The sequence below is a fragment of the Pseudoalteromonas sp. SR41-8 genome, from assembly GCF_014163915.1.
Classification (GTDB): Bacteria; Pseudomonadota; Gammaproteobacteria; order Enterobacterales; family Alteromonadaceae; genus Pseudoalteromonas; species Pseudoalteromonas rhizosphaerae.
Genome location: NZ_JACJEE010000032.1, coordinates 1 through 19261, shown reverse-complemented (window position 1 = coordinate 19261; position 19261 = coordinate 1). Strand labels below are relative to the sequence as shown.

Genomic DNA, 19261 nt, shown 5'->3' with positions numbered 1-19261 from the left:
GAAAAATCATCGCATTGGGACGATTATTTCTCTGTAAGCTTGTGGTAGAATCCCTGCTCAAATTTTAATAGACAGCAAGAACACGCGAATCATGACAGCTTCTTCACTCAATTCACGAGAAAAACGCGCCGCAGTTTCCTTAGCGAGTGTGTTTGCATTTCGTATGCTTGGCCTATTTATGTTGATGCCAGTATTGGCGATTTATGGGCAAGAATTATCAGGATTTTCACCGATATGGATTGGTTTTGCGATTGGCGCCTATGGTTTAACACAAGCTGTGTTACAAATTCCCATGGGTTGGTTATCGGATAAAATTGGCCGTAAAAAAGTCATTGTTGGCGGTTTAACTGTTTTTGCCATCGGTTCGGTGATTGCTGCCACGGCTGATTCAATGCAAATGGTCACGTTAGGGCGAGCATTACAAGGGATGGGCGCAATTGCCAGCTCGTTATTAGCTTTTGCTTCTGATTTGAGCCGCGATGAGCAACGACCAAAAGTGATGGCCGTGATTGGTATGAGCATAGGCATGAGCTTTGCTATTGCTATGTTACTTGGTCCAATGGTTGCCGCAGCGTGGGGTCTTGCTGGAGTGTTCTGGTTAACTGCTATTTTGGCTGTTGCGGGTATTTTTATTGTGTTGTTTTTGGTCCCCAAAGCGGTTAGTAAAGCCCCCAAAGGCGATACCTTAGCAAGCTTTAGCGATATTAAAAAACTCATTAAGCACCCGCAATTAGCGCGTTTAGATTTAGGGGTGATGCTATTACATTTGACCTTGACGACGATTTTTGTCGCCTTACCAGGGCAGTTAATTGCCAAAGGTTTAGCAGCACAAGCGCATTGGCAAGTATATATTCCCGTTTTATTACTGGCATTTTTATTAATGGCGCCAGTGATGATCATTGCGATCCGCAAAGAAAAAGAGAAACAGGCATTTGTTGGCTCTATCGCAGTGCTCGCTCTAAGTATGTTGGCAATGGCAATTGGTGTTGACTCAATCATCGGCATGGCGATGTGTATGCTGGCGTATTTTGTTGCCTTTAACTTTTTAGAAGCGACAATGCCGGCATTAGTATCGCGCTTAGCACCTGCTAGCCAAAAAGGCTCGGCGATGGGAGTGTTTTCGTCAGGACAATTTTTTGGTGCATTTTTAGGTGGTATTTTAGGCGGTTACGTTGCGCAATCAACAACGCCGCAAGCAGTGTTTGCCGCAGCCGCAGTTGTTGGGGTAATATGGCTTATCCTTGCGTGGAATATGCAAGTCCCGCCACGCAGTAAAATGATAAGCTTAATGACAGAATTAAGTAACGAGCAGCAAGCGCAAACCCTTGCTTCTCGTTTAGTTGCTTTACCAGGCGTAATTGAAGCAACAGTAGTCTGTGATGAAAATCGCAGTTATTTAAAGATTGATGATAAAGAATTTGACCTAGACCAAGCCCGCAAAGTGGCTGGTTTAATATAACGTTTATAGGAGAAAGGTCCATGGCACGCGGTGTGAACAAAGTAATCTTGGTTGGTAATTTAGGTCAAGATCCAGAAGTACGTTATATGCCTAACGGCAATGGTGTAGCGAATATTACTCTAGCTACGTCAGATAGCTATAAAGACAAAAACACCGGTCAAATGGTTGATAAAACAGAATGGCACCGTGTTGTTTTTTTTGGCAAGTTAGCTGAAATTGTTGGTGAATATTGCCGTAAAGGTTCACAAATTTACGTTGAAGGCAAACTTCAAACCCGTAAATGGACTGACCAACAAGGCCAAGAGAAATTCACCACTGAAATCGTAGTGGATGGTTTCACTGGTCAAATGCAAATGTTAGGTGCCCGTGGTGGCGACCAACAAAGTGGCGGTTACCAAGGTGGCCAACAGCAAAGCCACGGTGGTCAATCTCAAGGTGGTTACGGCCAACAACAGAGCGCACCGCAGCAAAGCGCACCACAACAAGGTGGTGGGTATGCTCAGCAGCAAAGTGCAGCACAGCAAAGCGGTGGTTATGCGCCAGCGCCACAACAAGCGCCAGCAGCTCGTCAGCAACCAGCTGCAGCACCACAGCAAAGTAATCAATACCAAGGTGGCGGCTATGCTCCACAAGGTGGCGGACAAGCGCAAGGTGGTTTTGCACCTAAGCCACAAAGTGCTCCGCAAGGCGGCGCATCAAATCCAATGGAACCACCTATCGATTTTGATGACGATATCCCGTTCTAATTCAAGACAAAAATGAAAATGTTTAAAAATACCCTGAAAAGCCGCTTTTAAGCGGCTTTTAAGCGGCTTTTTTGTTTTTATAGTGTGCTGTAGTCTGAATATTACAAAATAGTAAGAGCTGATGAATAGAGGGAGCTGACCGCTATTTTTCTTTTATGTTGGAGTTTTTTTAGTTAACAGCTATCAAATGCTATGGAGTGAGAGTTATTTTTATTTAGAACGTGTACTGTCCTAGGTCTCTAAAAAAGCGTCAGTTTTGGCTTTGTTACTATATTTATAGCATTTAAAACCATCTTTAATCATGCTGTAGCCTTGTGTTTATAAGGATCTTGAACAACACTTTAGCTATTCATACAAATAGCGTAACAGCCATGGTGACTCAATTTAAAAATGCACAAGTACGGATGCTAAGTATTTATGTGATTGCTTTTATGCTTTTACTAACAGTATTTAATCTCTTGTTAGGGGAGATATTGCATCAAAAAGTACACATCACTGGGAGTCAATTAGCTAAGCAAGTCTATAGCCTCAAACTAAAGCCAATTGCAGATAAAGAGATCATTGCCGCACTTGCTCAAAGTCATGGTTTTATGCTTGAATCAGCCCATGAGTCGTTTCACTTTTCTGCTTTTATGACCCAAGATAGTGATATCTTTAAATATAAAACAGTTAGTTTAAAGCTTTATCATTTGCCTTTTTGGGTTGTAGAAAGTCCGCTATTTATTTTATTAAATCTAGTGATGATTGGCGCTGCTATTTGGAGTTATCGCTGGTGGCGTCTGCTATTTAAACAGCGCGATGGCATAGATTCAATTGCATTATTAACTGGTAGTAAAGTATCAAGCAGCCAACAAGCGCCTAAAGATGTGGTTAAATTAGCACTAAATGATATTGCAATTAATAGTACAAAAGTACTTACAGCCAAGCGTAAATTAAGTTCCGCAGACGATGTTGCAATTACCGCAATGTACGGTATCCAAAATAATCATAACCACCTTTTTGCTTTACTTTATTGGACACGGCCATTTCCAGATAACGTTGATTTAGAAAGCCACTTTAAACTTATTGTAATCAAAGGTTTTAAAGAGTTATCTCGGGTATCAGTTAAGTTGTTATCTTCAGGAGGTCTGGCAATTACCTTGGAGAATATACCTCAACCTGATATCGATGCTTACACTAAGCGCTTGCATCAAATTATTTATCAGGCTTCTTTGCTTTATCGCGGTGATTTGTCTCGTAAAGAAATTAAAATAGGCGTATGTAATTACCGCGATGGTGCCGATCAAACTGTGGTTTATCAGTTAACTAAATCAGCACTCGCATTAGCAAAACAAAGTCCATGGCAGCATACTCATCGGGTACCGTTTAACCATACGCGTTCAACGGTGCTGGCAAATAGCGATGAGAACTTAGCTGATTACATTAGCAAAAAGAAATTTATGTTGTTTTTTCAGCCGCTATTTGAGTTCGCCAGTGGTGATATTTTACAGCATGAAGCTTTGATCCGGGTTCGTCATAAGTCTTTAGGGATGCTTTCTGCTAAGCAATTTATTCCTCAACTAAAAAATGATTCAGCGATTGTTTTATTGGATAAAACAGTATTGGAGCAAGTTGTTAAGTTATTAGAAAGTGAAACAAGTGCGTTAACTGTGAGTATTAACTTACACGCATTTAATTGGTTTTCTAATGACTATTGGCGCTGGTTTGGGCAGAGGATGAAAAATGTAAAAGGCGCTGATAAACTACAGTTTGAGATATCGGAGGTGGATTTTTATCAACATCAACAGCGATTGAATTTTGCTTTTAGTACAATTAAATCAGTGGGGAGCTCAGTATCAATTGATAATGTTTCATCGCACGATAAAATCGCTTTATTAGCGCCTTACAAAGGGATCAAAGGACTCAAGCTTAGCTATGATTTAATCCACGACATTGATAAAAATGTAACGCAGCAAAAAGTGGTGCGCCAAATTGTAGCCAGTGCAGAGCGAGTGAACTTACCCGTATACGGTGTTGGTGTTGAGACGCAGCAAGAGCTCAATATGCTTAAAAAACAGGGCGTCATTGGCGCGCAAGGATTTTATTTTACGGAGCCTTTGCAAGAGTTTACTAATGTAATGGTTAATTAATCTATTAACTGGCGGTAACGCAGTCCATCTAAGCCTTGCAGACCGCCGGTATGAATCGCAACGATCCTGCTACCTGCTGGAAAGTAGCCTTGTGCGATTAATTGCCATAATGCATACATCATTTTTCCTGAATAAATAGGCTCAAGTGGTAATTTATGTTGGGTTTGCATCATTTGGCAAAACTGCCAAAGTTTAGGGCTAAATTTACCATAGCCACCATCATGAAACGCGGTGAGTAATTGCCAGTTTTGCTGCTGCGTAGCAATTGCACTAAGAGATTTGATTTCATCCACTAGATAATCTGCTTGCTTTAATACCGCAACCCCTAAAACCTGAGTGGTCTTATCGCAGCCTTCAATCAGTCCTGCTAATGTGCCGCCACTACCGGTTGGGCATAAAACATAATCAGTGTGAGGTAATGATTGAGCGAGTTCTCTACAACCTAGCAAGGCGGCTTTATTAGTGCCACCTTCCGGTAATATATATCCATTGGGGAAATATGCTTGTAACTGAGCTAGGTAATCTGGAGTATTTCGCTCTCGGTATTCTATACGTGTTACAGGGTGAAGCTGCATACCGCATTGCTTAGCAAACTGTAAGGTGGGGTTGTGTCGATCAAGTTCAGGGCCGCGAATAATGCCGTGGGTTTTTAAGTTGAATTGCTTTCCTGCAGCAGCACAGGCATGAATATGATTTGAAAAAGCACCGCCAAAAGTAACTAATTCTGTTTTACCCTCTGTTTTCATTGCAGTTAAGTTATATTTTAATTTTCGCCATTTATTGCCGCTTATTAACGGATGCAGAAGATCGTCACGTTTTATCGATAAAGATATTCTTTGTTCACTCAGCATCGAACAAGTGATTTTTTGCAGTGGAGACTCAGGGATTAAATTCACAGTTGCAACTTAAAATAAATGGGCCATAAGTTTAACAAATTAGCCATGAACAAGAAAAGGGTCTATTTTCATACTATGTGATGGTAATTTACTGGCATGAAGTACGGTAATAGTTGTAAACTCAGATAATTTTTGAACAAAGCTTGTGTTTTGCCTTGCAAGTACATAGCATAAGAGTTTAATTATAAAAAATAAATAATGACCAAATAATTGCCGCTTTTTGGGAATGGAATATATGCGAATTGCTCCTTTATCTCTGTTAATTTCAGCTAGTTTGTTTGCATCGAGTGCATTTGCACAAGATACAGCCACAGTTACTGGAATTGAATCTGAGATCAGTATTAAACAAGCTGAATACGATAACGCTACACAGATACTTGAAAAACATTTAAAAGAAGAAAGTCAGTTACAAAGTCAACTTGATTTATTACGCACTCGTTCGACTGAGCTGGACAAAGAAAAAAATCAAGCACTTGATGCCATGAATGAAATGTATCGTCGTTTAATTGATGATCCCACTATTGATATAAGTGCTGCACAGGCGCGATATCAGCAAGCTGTGGTTGATCATAAGCAAAATAAAGACGATATCGCGATGCAGTTGGCGGCAATTGCATCCCACCGCAAAGACATTGAACAAATTCGCGTAGCAAAACATACTCAGTTAAATACACTCGAAAGCTTAAAAGAACAATTAACAACAGCCCGAGTTGAGCGCTTACGCAATGAGTTTACCCGCGAAGGGACGCTAGAAGTTAATCACACTATCAACTGTAAACGAACAGAAACATTGGCAGCCTGTGAGCAACGAGGCCAGCAAATGGGCTTACAAAAAGCAACCAAGCGTTTTGTAGACCAAATTTTTGCTAACTTAACTGAAGAGCGCCTAGTTGAACCCAAACGTAATATGGCTGGTGCACAAGTACAGGTTTTAAGTAGCCATGTAGTTAATAGTGCTTTTAGCGGTCAAGGCAATTATAACGTTAACTTAAGCGTCACTATGCGCGGTGATGTGAATAGCAGCCGCTTATGTAATTTATTGAGTGTTGATAATCGCTATTGTTCAGAGTACGGCACGCCGCTAACGGCAACCTATCAAACTCGGTATGACACTACTTTTACTGATAGTCAGTTAACATTCAGTGATGGTCAGGATAATGCCAACGTTTCGGTGTCACGCTTGAGTGAACAACCAATACGTGATTATTCAGTCAAACCAATGTCAACGGTTAATACACAAGTCGTTGATAGTAATAAAATGATTGAATTTACACTGCGTTCAAACGTATACGACGACGAAGTGTTTATTGATGGCGTAAGTTTTGGTTCAACACGTTTAGCAACGACTTTACCAAGTGGTATTCATGATGTTGAAGTTCGCAAGCAGGGTTATAAACCTTATCGCGTGCGTGTTGATTTACGAAAGCCGCAGACGATTCATGCTAAGTTGGTAAAAAAGCCTGAGTCGATTGCTGCACCGACATACACCAGCGAGCAACGTAATACGACATCAGTAACTAGTGCAGCTATAGGCAATGCTGCCGCTGACGTGGTAGTTGTTCCCGCAGGTAAGTTTGAAATGGGTGATATCAATGGCAATGGACTTGCAAATGAGCGTCCAGTTGTTGAAAAAACCATTGCAAACTCATTTGCGATGCAAAATAAAGAAGTGACAGTCGGTGCTTATCAAAAGTTCGTCAGCAACACTAACTATAAAACTGAAGCTGAGCGTAATCGTGGCTGTGCTTATTATTTAAATGGCGAACCGGTCTGGGAAGCAAATTTAAATTGGCGTAATCCAGGTTTTGAGCAAGGCAGTGATTTTCCAGCAGTGTGCTTAACCTACAACGATGCGAAAGCATACGCTGATTGGTTGTCTGGTCAAACAGGTCAACAATATCGTTTACCTAATGAGGTTGAGTGGGAGTATGCAGCACGCGCTGGTACTAAAACTGAATACCCGTGGGGGAATGAGATAGGTAAAAATTTAGCCAATTGTGGTTGGTGTGGTAGTGAGTGGTCAAATAAAAGTGCATCGCCAACAGGCTCGTTTGCACCTAATGCGTTTGGTCTCTACGACACAGTAGGAAATGTATGGGAATGGACTCATAAGTCAGCTGAACAAGCGGATGTTACTGTCCGTGGTGGTGCGTGGAATTTCGCGCCTAGCTTAGCTCGTGCTTCAACTCGTTTGATTTTAGCGCCAGATTTTCGTGCAAACTATATTGGTTTTCGTCTAGTACGCGAACGATAAAATTAATTTAAAAAGGAAGCATAGCTTCCTTTTTTACCCAATTAACAAAGGTAGCTGCACTTTTATTGCCGAACTGATTCAGCATGGTAAAGTTGCATAAGCTAATATAAGAATATTTTTCAAAGGTCATCCAGCCTCATGTTTAAAAAGCTCCGTGGTATTTTTTCAAACGATCTATCGATCGACTTGGGTACAGCCAACACCCTTATTTATGTTAAAGACGAAGGCATTGTCCTTAATGAACCATCAGTAGTTGCGATCCGTCAAGAACGCGCTGGTGGACCTAAAAGTGTAGCCTCAGTAGGGACTGAAGCAAAGCAAATGCTTGGTCGAACGCCTGGTAATATCAAAGCCATTCGGCCAATGAAAGACGGTGTAATTGCTGATTTTTATGTAACTGAAAAAATGTTACAACACTTTATTAAACAAGTGCATAACAATAACTTTTTACGTCCAAGTCCGCGTGTGCTTATTTGCGTACCGTGCGGTGCTACGCAAGTAGAAAAACGCGCAATTCGTGAATCGGCTATGGGCGCAGGTGCGCGTGAAGTTTATTTAATTGAAGAGCCAATGGCTGCGGCAATCGGTGCAGGTTTACCGGTATCAGAAGCAACAGGTTCAATGGTTGTAGATATCGGTGGTGGTACCACTGAAGTTGCAATTATTTCACTAAACGGCGTGGTGTACTCATCATCTGTACGTATTGGTGGGGATAAGTTTGATGAAGCAATTATCAACTATGTACGTCGTAATTTTGGTAGTTTAATTGGTGAAGCAACGGCTGAAAACATTAAACATCAAATTGGTTCTGCGTTTAAAACAGATGAGCCAATTGAGATTGAAGTACGTGGCCGTAACCTTGCCGAAGGTGTTCCGCGTTCATTTACGCTTAATTCACATGAAATATTAGAAGCCTTGCAAGAGCCATTAATGGGGATTGTTAGTGCGGTAATGGTTGCCCTTGAGCAATCGCCACCAGAGCTGGCGTCAGATATATCAGCCAAAGGCATGGTATTAACAGGTGGTGGTGCATTACTTAAAGATTTAGACCGTTTATTAATGGAAGAGACCGGCATTCCTGTTGTGGTTGCTGATGATCCATTAACGTGCGTTGCGCGTGGCGGCGGTAAGGCACTTGAGATGATTGATATGCATGGTGGTGATGTATTTAGTTACGACTAATGAAGTTAATGTTCGGGCGTGCCATTTCTTTGCAGCTGCGACTTTTTGTCGCAGTGCTTTTGAGTATCGTGTTGATCGTAGGCGATCGTTATACGCAAGGTGGCACCACAGTACGCACTAGTTTAAACACCTTAGTTAGTCCGTTATTGTATTTAGCCAATTTACCTTATGAAGTATTTAGCCTCGGGGCTAAAAGCTTACACACGCGCGATCAATTATTAACTGAAAACGAAGCCCTCAAGAAAAAACAATTACTGCAAAGCGAACAGCTTCAGCAATATCAATTCTTAAACAAAGAAAATCAAAAGCTACGCGCGTTACTTGGTTCTTCTGCTAAGCAGTCAAATCGTAAAATTATTGCTCAAGTTCTCTCTGTTCATTCAAATCCTTATAGCCATCAAGTGGTGATCAATCGTGGCACGATAGATGGCATCAGTGAAGGCCAAGCGGTGATTGATGAGATGGGGGTCGTCGGACAACTTACCAAAGTAGGCTCAACGACGTCTCGGGTGTTACTGATGACCGACACAACCCATGCCACACCAGTACGTATTTTACGTAATGATGTGCGTACCGTGGTTGAAGGGATTGGTAAAATTAATTTAGTTAAACTCTCCCATGTACCCCATAGTTTAGATGTACGGATTGGTGATGTGCTAGTGACATCAGGACTTGGAGGCACTTTTCCTGAGGGCTACCCGGTTGCTGTGGTAACTGAAATTAATCGCGATGAGGGCCGCCCGTTTGCTCAAGTATACGCCGAGCCGATAGCTCAGTTAGATCGTATTCGCTTATTAGTGATCTTATGGCGTAATCAGCAGGAAACTATCAGCAATGAATAGTCGTTACTTCTTATTGATCACCGTGAGTATTTTCTTTGCGTTGATCATGGCTTTGATGCCATTGCCTTTTTCGTTTGAACCCTTTCGCCCTGACTGGGTGTTATTAGTATTAATGTACTGGTCTTTAGCTGTTCCACATCGATTAAATATTGGTACGGCTTGGGTAGTTGGCTTGCTGATTGATTTAGCCACAGGGTCACCGCTGGGAATTAATTCACTCACTTACTCAATTTGTATTTTTGTAACCGCAAGTAACTTTCAAAAAATTCGTAATTTTTCAATTTGGCAGCAAGCGATACTCGTGGGCTTATTTTTAACCCTATATCACTTAATGCAATTTTGGCTTAATCACTTTTTAATGGACGTTTATTTCAACCCGCAGTATTTATGGCCGGTCGTGACTGGCATGTTAAGTTGGCCTTGGATTTTCTTATTGCTACGTAAATATCGCCGTCATTTCAGGATCAGGTAATGCAAACTGCCATTTATTTAGCGTCAGCTTCTCCTCGGCGCAAAGAATTACTAACTCAACTTGGTATCGAATTTTCACAATTTAGTGTTGATGCTGATGAAAGCCAGCTAGCAGACGAAACTCCCCTTGAACTTGTTGAGCGTTTAGCGCGTCTAAAAGCTCAAACCGGTGTTGCTATGGGGTATACAGATCGCCCCGTACTCGGCAGTGATACCGTAGTGGTCATAGATAATCAGTCACTAGGTAAACCCCGTGATAAAACTGACTTTATGGCAACCCTAAAACGTTTATCTGGGCGCAGTCATCAAGTGTTAACGGCAATTGCATTTGCTACTGAACACAAGGTCATGAGTTGTGTAGTAACCACGCAAGTGAGTTTTAAAACACTCTCAGAACAAGAATTAGCAGCATATTGGCAAACTGGTGAACCACAAGACAAAGCCGGTGGCTATGGTATACAAGGACTCGGTGGGCGCTTTGTTACTAATATTTCCGGTAGCTATTTTGCGGTAGTAGGCTTACCTTTATATGAATGCGAAAAATTATTAAGCGAATTCCTAAGTAGGTAACATGAGTATAGAATTACTGATCAACGTCACCCCGAGTGAAAGCCGTGTTGCCCTGATTGAAAACGGTGTATTACAAGAAATTCAACTAGAGCGTATTGGCAATTTAGGTATCGTCGGTAATATTTATTTAGGTAAAATAAGCCGAGTGTTACCGGGTATGCAAGCTGCGTTTGTTGATATTGGTTTAGATAAAGCGGCTTTTTTACACGCGTCTGATATTGTAAATAGCGCCTCTATTGTTGAAGGTGTTGACGAGCAACCAATCAAAAAAGTACAAGATATTCGCGAGTTAGTGCGCCAAGGTCAATACATTATGGTGCAAGTGGTAAAAGATCCACTGGGTACTAAAGGCGCACGTTTAACAACTGACATCACCATCCCTTCTCGTTATTTAGTGTTTATGCCAGATGCCACCCATGTTGGTGTGAGTCAGCGTATAGAAACCGAAGAAGAACGCGCGCGATTGAAAAGCATTGTAGGTGAGTATGGCGATGAAGACGGCAGCTTTATAGTTCGTACTGCAGCTGAAGGTGCCAGCGAAGCTGAGTTGCGTCACGATGCCGAGTTTTTAAAAAAACTATGGAAAAAAATCGTCACTAAACGTAAGAAAACCAGCAAAGAAAGTATTTTGCATGAAGATTTAACCTTAGCATTTCGAACTCTACGAGATTACGTAGGGGAAGACATGGAGCGTATTCGGGTTGACTCAAAGCTAACCTATGAAGAGCTAAAAACCTTTACCGCAGAGTTTGTACCAATCCTTTCCGATGCTTTAGAGTATTACCCAGGCGAGCGACCAATTTTTGATTTGTTTGATGTTGAAAGTGAAATACAAAAAGCCTTACATCGTAAAGTGACGTTAAAGTCAGGTGGCTATTTAATTATCGACCAAACCGAAGCGATGACCACGGTCGATGTTAATACCGGTGCCTTTGTTGGCCATCGAAATCTCGAAGAAACTATTTTTAACACCAACGTAGAAGCTACTTCTGCGATTGCCCGTCAGCTTAGGTTGCGTAACTTGGGCGGTATTATCATTATTGACTTTATTGACATGGTTAGCGAAGAGCATAAGCGCAGGGTATTGCATTCACTTGAGTCTGCACTGGGTAAAGATCGCGTTAAATCAAATATTAATGGTTTATCGGCATTAGGCTTAGTGGAAATGACCCGCAAACGTACTCGAGAAAGTCTTGAACATATTTTATGTGATGTATGTCCGGCCTGCTCTGGGCGCGGTTCACAAAAAACCGTTGAAACCGTATGCTATGAAATACTGCGTGAAATTGTTCGAGTAAACCGTGCTTACGCGGCTGATAAATTTATGGTTTATGCAGCTCCCGCGGTAAGTGAGGCATTACTTAATGACGAGTATCATAATCTTGCAGAACTAGAGTTATTTATTGGTAAGCAAGTGAGCATTCAAACCGAAAGCCTCTACAGTCAAGAGCAGTTTGATGTGGTTATGATGTAATGAAAGCAAAGACGGTCTGTTTTTTTTGTATCCGTAAGTTATGGCAAGTGTTCGCCATAACGCTGGTACTGCTTGCCGTTGTTGTTTCGGTTTTAAAATATACCCTGCCGTATGCCAATGACTATAAAGGTGACCTTGAAAGTTACCTATATGATAAGTTTGCGGTTAATTTATCAATTGGGGCTATTTCTGCCAACTGGCATGGCCAAGGCCCTTCTATTGTCTTGGAAGATATCACCTTTGAAGATAATAAAAGCTCACCCATCGCACTGACTATCGCTAAAGCTAGCCTTGAATTAAACGTCTGGGAAACCATCAAAACACGACAGTTAAAATCTAACTACTTTGTGATCAACGGTTTCCATGCTGATGTTGATATGCCGACTATGTTGCAGTCAAACAGCAGTGAGGTATCGTTTGAACAAAAAGAGCTGATTGAAGGCTTATTCTTAGGTAAAACCGGTCATTTTGCGGTTGAAAATAGTAGTCTTAATTTTATCTTGGCAGATGGCAAAGAGCGTCGGGTGATGCTTGAAGACATCGTTTGGCAAAATCAATACGAACAACACTTAGCTAGTGGTACTTTAGCATTGCCCGGGATTTCAGTGGGTACATTTGATGCTCGCTTGGCATTAACCGGATCGACGCTAGAAACCATGCTGGGTGATATTTATGTGCAAGCAAATAATGTTGATGTGTCGAAATGGCTGGCTCAGTATATTAATGCTAGTAAAGAGCAGCTCAATTCTGACATTAACTTAGAATCATGGTTGAGTATTGAAAAAGGCCTGATCAAAGATGTCACAGTTAAATGGTTGCCAAGCTTTATTAATTGGCAGCAAGATACAAAAAGTCATCAATTTAGTTTAAGTGAAGGGGGTTTTAGCCTTTACCCTTGGCAGCAAGGTTGGCGGTTAAAAAGTTCAGGGGTGCGGCTCTCAAACGATCAACAGCATTGGCCTGACTTTCAATTTGAAGCACAGCTGGATAACAAGCAACAACAAATTTGGTTGCAAGAACTCGATTTTGATTTGGTTACAAGGTTAGCCCAGTTAAGTGATTTTGCTGAATTAGAGCCGCTGTTAAGTCGTCAACCCAGTGGTCAAGTTAAGCGCGCTTATGTGCAATTTACATCAACACAGCAATGGCAATTATGGTTTGAAGCCCAGCAATTGGGCTGGCTTGCAGAGCAAGGTGTGCCCGGTGTGCAGGGCTTACTTGTCGATGGTTTGTTAAATCAAGATCGTGGTCGTATTAATCTGTTTGGCGAAAATAGCGAGTTACTTACCGCTGATACTTTTAGCCAGCCAATCAAATATAACCAACTGAATATGCAAATTGATTTAGCCAATAGTGAGCAAGGTTGGCAGATCAGCAGTGATAATATGTGGCTTGATAATGATGAGGTCACTGTTGCAGCCGAAATGAAGCTTAGCTTAGACGAACAGCCTCGGCTTGATTTATATGCAGAAGCATTTGCACCAGATGCCAGTGTTGCCAGCCATTATTTCCCACGCCCTGTGATGACTAAAAATTTAGTTGATTACTTAACTGGGGCTATTAAAGGTGGTGAACTTACGCAAACACAAGTGCTGTTTTCTGGGCCATTAACGGGCTTTCCGTTTGCCGATAATTCAGGACAGTTTGAAGTATTAGCGCAGGTAGATAACGCCAATTATCAATTTGCCCCTGATTGGCCTGCAGTAACTCAAGCGAGTGCAAAATTACATTTTGAAAATCAGCGTATGGATATTTACTCTGAGCATGGGCGGCTTGTTAACTTAGCGATCGATGATGCCGTGCATGTCAGTATTGCAGATCTAATGAACGCAGATTTACTGAGCGTAAAAATTAATAAACGTGCTGAGATGGAAAAATTACTGCCGTTTTTTAAAGCAACGCCAATTGCTGAGCAACTAGCAAATGTATTTGAGGTGATCCAAGGTAACGGCGCTGCCAGCGCTGATATTGAGCTACTTGTTGATTTAAATGAGTTAGATGTAACAGCTAAAGGCATGGTTAATTTAAAAGATCTGCCAGTGTATTTAGCACAACCTGGGCTTCAGCTTGAAGGTGTTACAGGTCAGCTCTATTTTAATGATGATCAGATCACTTTAGAAAATGCTAACGCAAGTTGGTTAGGAATGCCGCTGAAAGTTAACTTTAATGGTAAAAATATTGGCCCAAACTATCGTGCTGACGTTGATATAAAAGTACAGTTAAATGCTGATACGTTAATTTCTCATGGTCAAGACTTACTAAAAGGTTACTTGCATGGTGAAAGTGAAGTGGCTATTAATCTTGCTCTAAACTTTTTAACGGACGGCTTTGATTATCGCGCTAATGTCAGCTCACAACTCGAAGGGCTCAGTAGTGAGCTGCCCGCACCGTACACTAAAAGTGCCGATCAAGTATGGCCGCTAACGGCTGTTATTCAAGGTGATAATATTTCTAATTTGATCACCGCTAATATTAATAACAACTTATATTTTAATGGCATCTTAGCGAATAACGTTGGCAAACTAACCAATGCACAGTTTATTTTAGGCGAGCATGATCTGGGTTTAAACCAGCAAGACTTAAGTGTTGCAATTGATTTAGAGCAAACAGATCTATTACCTTGGCTTGGCTTGATCCAGCAGATCATCACCATCAGTCAAATAGAATCAGCTGAGCAGGGCGTACTACCACCATTAAAAGAAGTGGTGGGTAACATTCAGCAATTAACCATTGGTGATATTGCATTTAATGATTTTGAAATGCGTTTAGCGCCGACCCCAAGTGACATGAGCTTACGGCTAAACGCCAAAGAATTACGCTCGCAAGTACTTATTCCGCTAGATAAATCAAGTCGGCCGATTCATATTGCCAGTGATTATTTACGTGTTAACTTTACCCCAACAACAGACGAATTACCGCCATCTGAAACACCTCAAGATTACACTTGGTTGAGTGACATACCGGCCATTGAATTTGAGTGTGCTGATTGTAAAGTGGCAAGCTATCAATTAGATAAAGTCAGCGCATCGCTTTATGGCGATGGTCATAAGCTCACCATATCTGAGCTGGTGGTTGATAAAGGCGAGCATGTGTTACGTGCTAAAGGGCATTGGCAAGATGGCATAAGTCAATTTAGCGGTAATATGCAAAGTGATGACATCGGTGAACTATTTGATGAATTTGATATAACCACCACAGTTAAAGATTCACCCGCAGATATTAAATTTACGCTTGCGTGGCAAGATGCGCCTTATTTATTTGATATTGCCAGCCTCAACGGTAATTTAGATTGGCGTTTAGGCGAAGGGCATTTAGCTGAGGTAAGCGATGGCGGCGCACGGGTATTTTCGTTGCTGAGCCTGGATTCATTAGTGCGTAAGTTAAAACTCGATTTTAGAGATGTATTTTCGAAAGGTTTTTTTTATAACAGTCTGCAAGGTACCATGCAGGTAGATAAAGGCATCGCTTACACGCAAGATACGAAAATGGATGGAGTGCCTGCTGATCTGACGGTTAAAGGCCATACTAACCTCAATACCATGGAAATTGATTACGATTTAGCGGTTGCACCACAAGTGACCTCAAGTATTCCGGTGATTGTCGCGTGGATGGTCAATCCGGTAACTGGGCTTGCAGCATTGGCGATAGATAAAGTACTCCACTCTGCGCGCGTTATTTCTGAGATTAATTTTAAAGTGACTGGCAGCATGACTGATCCTGTAGTGAAAGAAGTAGATCGTAAAAGTCGTGAAGTGACTCTTCCGCAAGCTGCACAAAACCAACCTCAAGCCGCCGCCTCCAGTGAGTTAATACTCAAAGATGCCGCTGTTACAGTCACCCAATAAGGCCTTAAACGATGCAAGCTATGATAGTCGCTCTACAAATGTGCTCCGGGCTGTGTGCTGATGGCAACATGAATCAACTTAGACAACAGTTAACCACGCTTCCTGCAATACGCCCGTTACTGGTGTGTTTACCTGAAAGCTTCTTGGTGTTTGCTAATAGCGGCCATGAAACACTTGTTGTAGCAAAGCAAAGTGATGTTTATCAACAACAATTAAGTGAGTTATGTCGCCAACATGATATTTGGCTAGCTGCAGGTACTGTGCCTATTGCCACAGAGCATGACAAATATTTTGCAGCGTCTTTGCTGTTTAATGAGCAAGGTGAAGTGCTGGCCCAGTACAATAAAATGCATTTATTTGACGTTGATGTTGCTGATGGGACTGGTGCGTATCGCGAGTCTAACTTCACCGAAGCGGGCAGTGACATTGTGGTGGTCGATTCACCGTTTGGTAAAATAGGTCTTACAGTATGTTATGATCTACGCTTTAGTGGCTTATTTAGTGCTTTGCAACGAGCCGGGGCAGAGGTTATTTTAGTGCCTAGCGCATTTACTACCATAACAGGTGCAGCTCATTGGCAACCGTTATTAACGGCCAGAGCGATAGAGACGCAAAGTTATGTGATTGCTGCTGCGCAAGTAGGGCAACACGAAAATGGTCGCGCGACATACGGCCACAGTATTATTATTTCTCCTTGGGGCGACGTCCTCAGCGAGCTTGCAAATGGCATTGGGTTTATTGGTTGTCAGCCAGATCTAAACCGCTTACACGCCATTCGTCGAGATATGCCAGTGCAATCTCACCAACGATTTAGAGAGCATTTATTATGAACACGGTTGAACAGCATTTATTACACGACAGCCAGCTAAATCGAGAAGAACTCGAAAAAACGCTTGGTTTTATTCATCAGCATAAAGTTGATTACGCGGATCTTTACTTTCAATCTAGCCACCATGAATCATGGGTGCTTGAAGATGGCTTAGTAAAAGAAGGCTCGTACAACGTTGAACGCGGCGTCGGCGTACGCGCAGTTAGTGGCGAAAAAACCGGTTTTTCGTACTCTGATGCAATTAATTTAGAAGCACTTAACAAAGCCGCAACCGCTGCGCGCAGTATTGCCGAAGCAGGTGAAAGTAAAGCCATTCAGGTATTTAGTGATGTAGCAGCAAAACAGCAGTTTGCACCACTGCAGCCGATTCAAAGCATGAGTGATACCGACAAAGTAAATTTGTTACGTGAGCTTGAAAATTATATTCGTGAGCTTGCTCCTGACGCAGAGCAAGTTATTAGCTCTATGTCTGCGGTGTATGAAGAAGTATTGATTGCGGCCAGCGATGGTACATTTGCCACCGATATCCGCCCATTGATCCGTTTAAATTGCTCGGTATTACTTGAAAAAGACGGCCGCCGTGAACGCGGTGGCGCAGGTGGTGGCGCACGTTTAGACTATGGTTACTTTAAAGAACTGGTGGATGGTAAACCCCGTTGGATGGAATACGCAGAAGAAGCCGTACGCCAAGCAAAAGTAAACCTTGAAGCTATTGACGCTCCAGCGGGCACGATGGAAGTGGTACTTGGCGCAGGTTGGCCAGGAGTATTACTGCATGAAGCCGTAGGTCATGGCCTAGAAGGCGACTTTAACCGTAAAGGAGCCTCGGCATTTAGCGGTAAAGTGGGCCAAAAAGTCGCATCAGAGCTGTGTACTGTAGTTGATGACGGCACCATTGCCGATCGCCGTGGTTCACTTAATGTGGATGACGAAGGTACGCCTGCAGCGTACAACGTACTTATCGAAAACGGTATTTTAAAAGGCTACATGCAAGATAAAATGAATGCGCGTTTGATGGGCGTTAACCCAACTGGTAATGCGCGCCGTGAGTCATACGCGCATTTACCTATGCCACGTATGACCAATACTTATATGTTAGGCGGCGAGCACAGCCAAGCCGATATTATTAGTACAGTTAAAAAAGGTATCTTCGCCCCAAACTTTGGTGGCGGCCAAGTAGATATCACTTCAGGCAAGTTTGTATTTAGTGCCTCAGAAGCCTACTTAATTGAAAACGGCAAAATTACTCGGCCAATCAAAGGCGCCACATTAATTGGTAACGGCCCTGAAGTTATGCAGCAAATATCTATGGTTGGTAACGATCTTGCGCTGGATAAAGGTGTGGGTGTGTGCGGTAAAGACGGTCAAAGCGTCCCTGTTGGCGTTGGCCAGCCAAGCTTGAAAATAGATAACTTAACAGTGGGTGGCACCGCTTAATTTTTGTAACTGCTATTGAGCTGTAAAGAAAAAAGCTTAGCCCCTGATGGAGCTAAGCTTTTTCTTTATTGATTGATAACTAAGTGCTTAAACTTAGTTTTTTAACTCACTTTTTGCAGCTTCGTTATACCAAAGCTCCATAAAAAAAGCGGTTAGCTTATGCTCTATTTCTAGCGCCTTGTCAGTTGGGCAAAATAGCGTAAAGCTGGCTTTAAACTCGCCCAACTCTGTGGTACTAAAGTGTATTTCAGGCTCAGGGCCAGAAATTTTTGCATCTAATTTTCTTTCGATAATCGAATTATAACGACCAGCCACATCTTGAAACTCTTCACAATATTGCTTCGCTTTCGTGGTTAGAGTTTCGTAAATTGGATACGGATTAAAACTTTCTTTACGCACAATACTAAAGTGATGAGTGGTAAAACGTTTTACAAAGTTTAAGTTTTTAATCGGGTTAGTGATCAGTTTATTATTCGGAATATAAATAGTTTTGCGAGAAAACTGATAGGTGTGCATGTCAATTTCATGCATGGTGGTTTTGATCCAATCAGTTTCTGCTATTTCACCATAATATTCACCAACCTGAACCCAGTCGCCAACCCGAAACGGACGGGTAGTGACTAAATAGAAAAAGCCAATTATACATTGAATAAACTCTCTGGTCGCAAATACAATAGCCACTGCAAATGCCGCGATCGACAGCGCAAAGTTCTGGATTTCAGTAGACCATACAAATAGCAGTAATAGCACCGTTGCTAGGTTAATAGAGTGCTTAATATTGTGCGAAATATAGCGAATATCTTTTTCTTTTTTTTCTGCTTTATGGCGCGCAAATCTGTCAACCAGCGCCTTAAGAGTAAACGCAATAGTGATCATTGCTAGTGAAATAAGTACCGGATGGAGCAGTAAATCTTTGTTCATAAATTCCTAATTGATGGAGCGTTAATAAGAAATAACACGCGACCATACTAACTAAATTTTGCAGATTTAACCACGGTAGAACAGTAATAAAGGGGCTAGGGCGATCAATTGAGAAGGGATACAGCGATAAAAAAACCTTGCAGCGTTAACTGCAAGGTTTTATCTTTTTAGCCTTTAGCCTTTAGCCTTTAGCCTTTAGCCTTTAG

At 41.9% G+C, this 19261-nt stretch carries 14 protein-coding genes; 12 read left to right on the top strand and 2 right to left on the bottom strand.

The annotated features are described in order from the left end of the window. Positions 1-91 precede the first annotated feature (91 nt). The 3 genes from H5162_RS17375 (at position 92) to H5162_RS17365 (ending at position 4334) form a co-directional block, all read left to right on the top strand. Positions 92-1459 (top strand): MFS transporter, encoded by a 1368-nt coding sequence (locus H5162_RS17375; protein WP_182779138.1) that lies wholly within the window; start codon positions 92-94, stop codon positions 1457-1459. 20 nt (positions 1460-1479) lie between these two features. Beyond that, positions 1480-2205, top strand: a complete 726-nt coding sequence (gene ssb, locus H5162_RS17370; protein ID WP_182779136.1) for a single-stranded DNA-binding protein — start codon at positions 1480-1482, stop codon at positions 2203-2205. Between the two features lie 329 nt (positions 2206-2534). Next, positions 2535-4334, top strand: a complete 1800-nt coding sequence (locus tag H5162_RS17365; protein ID WP_182779134.1) for an EAL domain-containing protein — start codon at positions 2535-2537, stop codon at positions 4332-4334. On the opposite strand, the gene H5162_RS17360 is transcribed toward H5162_RS17365, so the two are convergent. After that, positions 4331-5185, bottom strand: a complete 855-nt coding sequence (locus H5162_RS17360) for a 1-aminocyclopropane-1-carboxylate deaminase/D-cysteine desulfhydrase (protein ID WP_182779148.1) — start codon at positions 5183-5185, stop codon at positions 4331-4333. The two genes, H5162_RS17365 and H5162_RS17360, sit on opposite strands and share 4 nt — an antisense overlap. A gap of 280 nt (positions 5186-5465) precedes the next feature. Here H5162_RS17360 and H5162_RS17355 point away from each other — a divergent pair, with 280 nt between their 5' ends. The 9 genes from H5162_RS17355 (at position 5466) to tldD (ending at position 18134) form a co-directional block, all read left to right on the top strand. Continuing rightward, complete coding sequence (locus H5162_RS17355; RefSeq protein ID WP_182779132.1) at positions 5466-7484, top strand: SUMF1/EgtB/PvdO family nonheme iron enzyme; 2019 nt, start codon at positions 5466-5468, stop codon at positions 7482-7484. Positions 7485-7622: 138 nt separating this feature from the next. Beyond that, positions 7623-8666: a rod shape-determining protein gene (locus tag H5162_RS17350; protein WP_145238587.1), complete on the top strand. Its 1044-nt coding sequence runs from the start codon at positions 7623-7625 to the stop codon at positions 8664-8666. After that, positions 8666-9508: a rod shape-determining protein MreC gene (mreC, locus tag H5162_RS17345; RefSeq protein WP_182717725.1), complete on the top strand. Its 843-nt coding sequence runs from the start codon at positions 8666-8668 to the stop codon at positions 9506-9508. Before H5162_RS17350 ends, mreC begins: the two co-directional genes overlap by 1 nt. Beyond that, on the top strand, positions 9501-9980 hold the full coding sequence (gene mreD / locus H5162_RS17340; RefSeq protein ID WP_145238590.1) for a rod shape-determining protein MreD: 480 nt from the start codon (positions 9501-9503) through the stop codon (positions 9978-9980). The genes mreC and mreD overlap by 8 nt, the downstream gene beginning before the upstream one ends. Next, a complete protein-coding gene (locus H5162_RS17335) occupies positions 9980-10549 on the top strand; it encodes a nucleoside triphosphate pyrophosphatase (protein WP_145238593.1) in 570 nt (189 codons plus the stop codon). The genes mreD and H5162_RS17335 overlap by 1 nt, the downstream gene beginning before the upstream one ends. Position 10550: 1 nt before the next feature. Further along, on the top strand, positions 10551-12023 hold the full coding sequence (gene rng, locus H5162_RS17330) for a ribonuclease G (RefSeq protein ID WP_145238597.1): 1473 nt from the start codon (positions 10551-10553) through the stop codon (positions 12021-12023). Beyond that, a complete protein-coding gene (locus H5162_RS17325) occupies positions 12023-15868 on the top strand; it encodes a YhdP family protein (RefSeq protein WP_182779123.1) in 3846 nt (1281 codons plus the stop codon). The genes rng and H5162_RS17325 overlap by 1 nt, the downstream gene beginning before the upstream one ends. A gap of 20 nt (positions 15869-15888) precedes the next feature. Then, complete coding sequence (locus tag H5162_RS17320; RefSeq protein WP_149982687.1) at positions 15889-16698, top strand: carbon-nitrogen hydrolase family protein; 810 nt, start codon at positions 15889-15891, stop codon at positions 16696-16698. Further along, complete coding sequence (tldD, locus tag H5162_RS17315) at positions 16695-18134, top strand: metalloprotease TldD (RefSeq protein ID WP_149982653.1); 1440 nt, start codon at positions 16695-16697, stop codon at positions 18132-18134. The genes H5162_RS17320 and tldD overlap by 4 nt, the downstream gene beginning before the upstream one ends. Before the next feature lie 93 nt (positions 18135-18227). On the opposite strand, the gene H5162_RS17310 is transcribed toward tldD, so the two are convergent. Further along, on the bottom strand, positions 18228-19055 hold the full coding sequence (locus H5162_RS17310) for a mechanosensitive ion channel family protein (protein ID WP_149982654.1): 828 nt from the start codon (positions 19053-19055) through the stop codon (positions 18228-18230). Between the last annotated feature and the right edge of the window lie 206 nt (positions 19056-19261).

Coding starts and splice junctions, on each gene's coding strand:
- H5162_RS17350 (WP_145238587.1), top strand. CDS start 7,623: ATGTTTAAAAAGCTCCGTGGTATTTTTTCAAACGATCTATCGATCGAC.
- H5162_RS17360 (WP_182779148.1), bottom strand. CDS start 5,185: ATGCTGAGTGAACAAAGAATATCTTTATCGATAAAACGTGACGATCTT.
- H5162_RS17375 (WP_182779138.1), top strand. CDS start 92: ATGACAGCTTCTTCACTCAATTCACGAGAAAAACGCGCCGCAGTTTCC.
- H5162_RS17310 (WP_149982654.1), bottom strand. CDS start 19,055: ATGAACAAAGATTTACTGCTCCATCCGGTACTTATTTCACTAGCAATG.
- H5162_RS17320 (WP_149982687.1), top strand. CDS start 15,889: ATGATAGTCGCTCTACAAATGTGCTCCGGGCTGTGTGCTGATGGCAAC.
- ssb (WP_182779136.1), top strand. CDS start 1,480: ATGGCACGCGGTGTGAACAAAGTAATCTTGGTTGGTAATTTAGGTCAA.
- mreC (WP_182717725.1), top strand. CDS start 8,666: ATGAAGTTAATGTTCGGGCGTGCCATTTCTTTGCAGCTGCGACTTTTT.
- H5162_RS17325 (WP_182779123.1), top strand. CDS start 12,023: ATGAAAGCAAAGACGGTCTGTTTTTTTTGTATCCGTAAGTTATGGCAA.
- H5162_RS17335 (WP_145238593.1), top strand. CDS start 9,980: ATGCAAACTGCCATTTATTTAGCGTCAGCTTCTCCTCGGCGCAAAGAA.
- H5162_RS17355 (WP_182779132.1), top strand. CDS start 5,466: ATGCGAATTGCTCCTTTATCTCTGTTAATTTCAGCTAGTTTGTTTGCA.
- rng (WP_145238597.1), top strand. CDS start 10,551: ATGAGTATAGAATTACTGATCAACGTCACCCCGAGTGAAAGCCGTGTT.
- tldD (WP_149982653.1), top strand. CDS start 16,695: ATGAACACGGTTGAACAGCATTTATTACACGACAGCCAGCTAAATCGA.
- mreD (WP_145238590.1), top strand. CDS start 9,501: ATGAATAGTCGTTACTTCTTATTGATCACCGTGAGTATTTTCTTTGCG.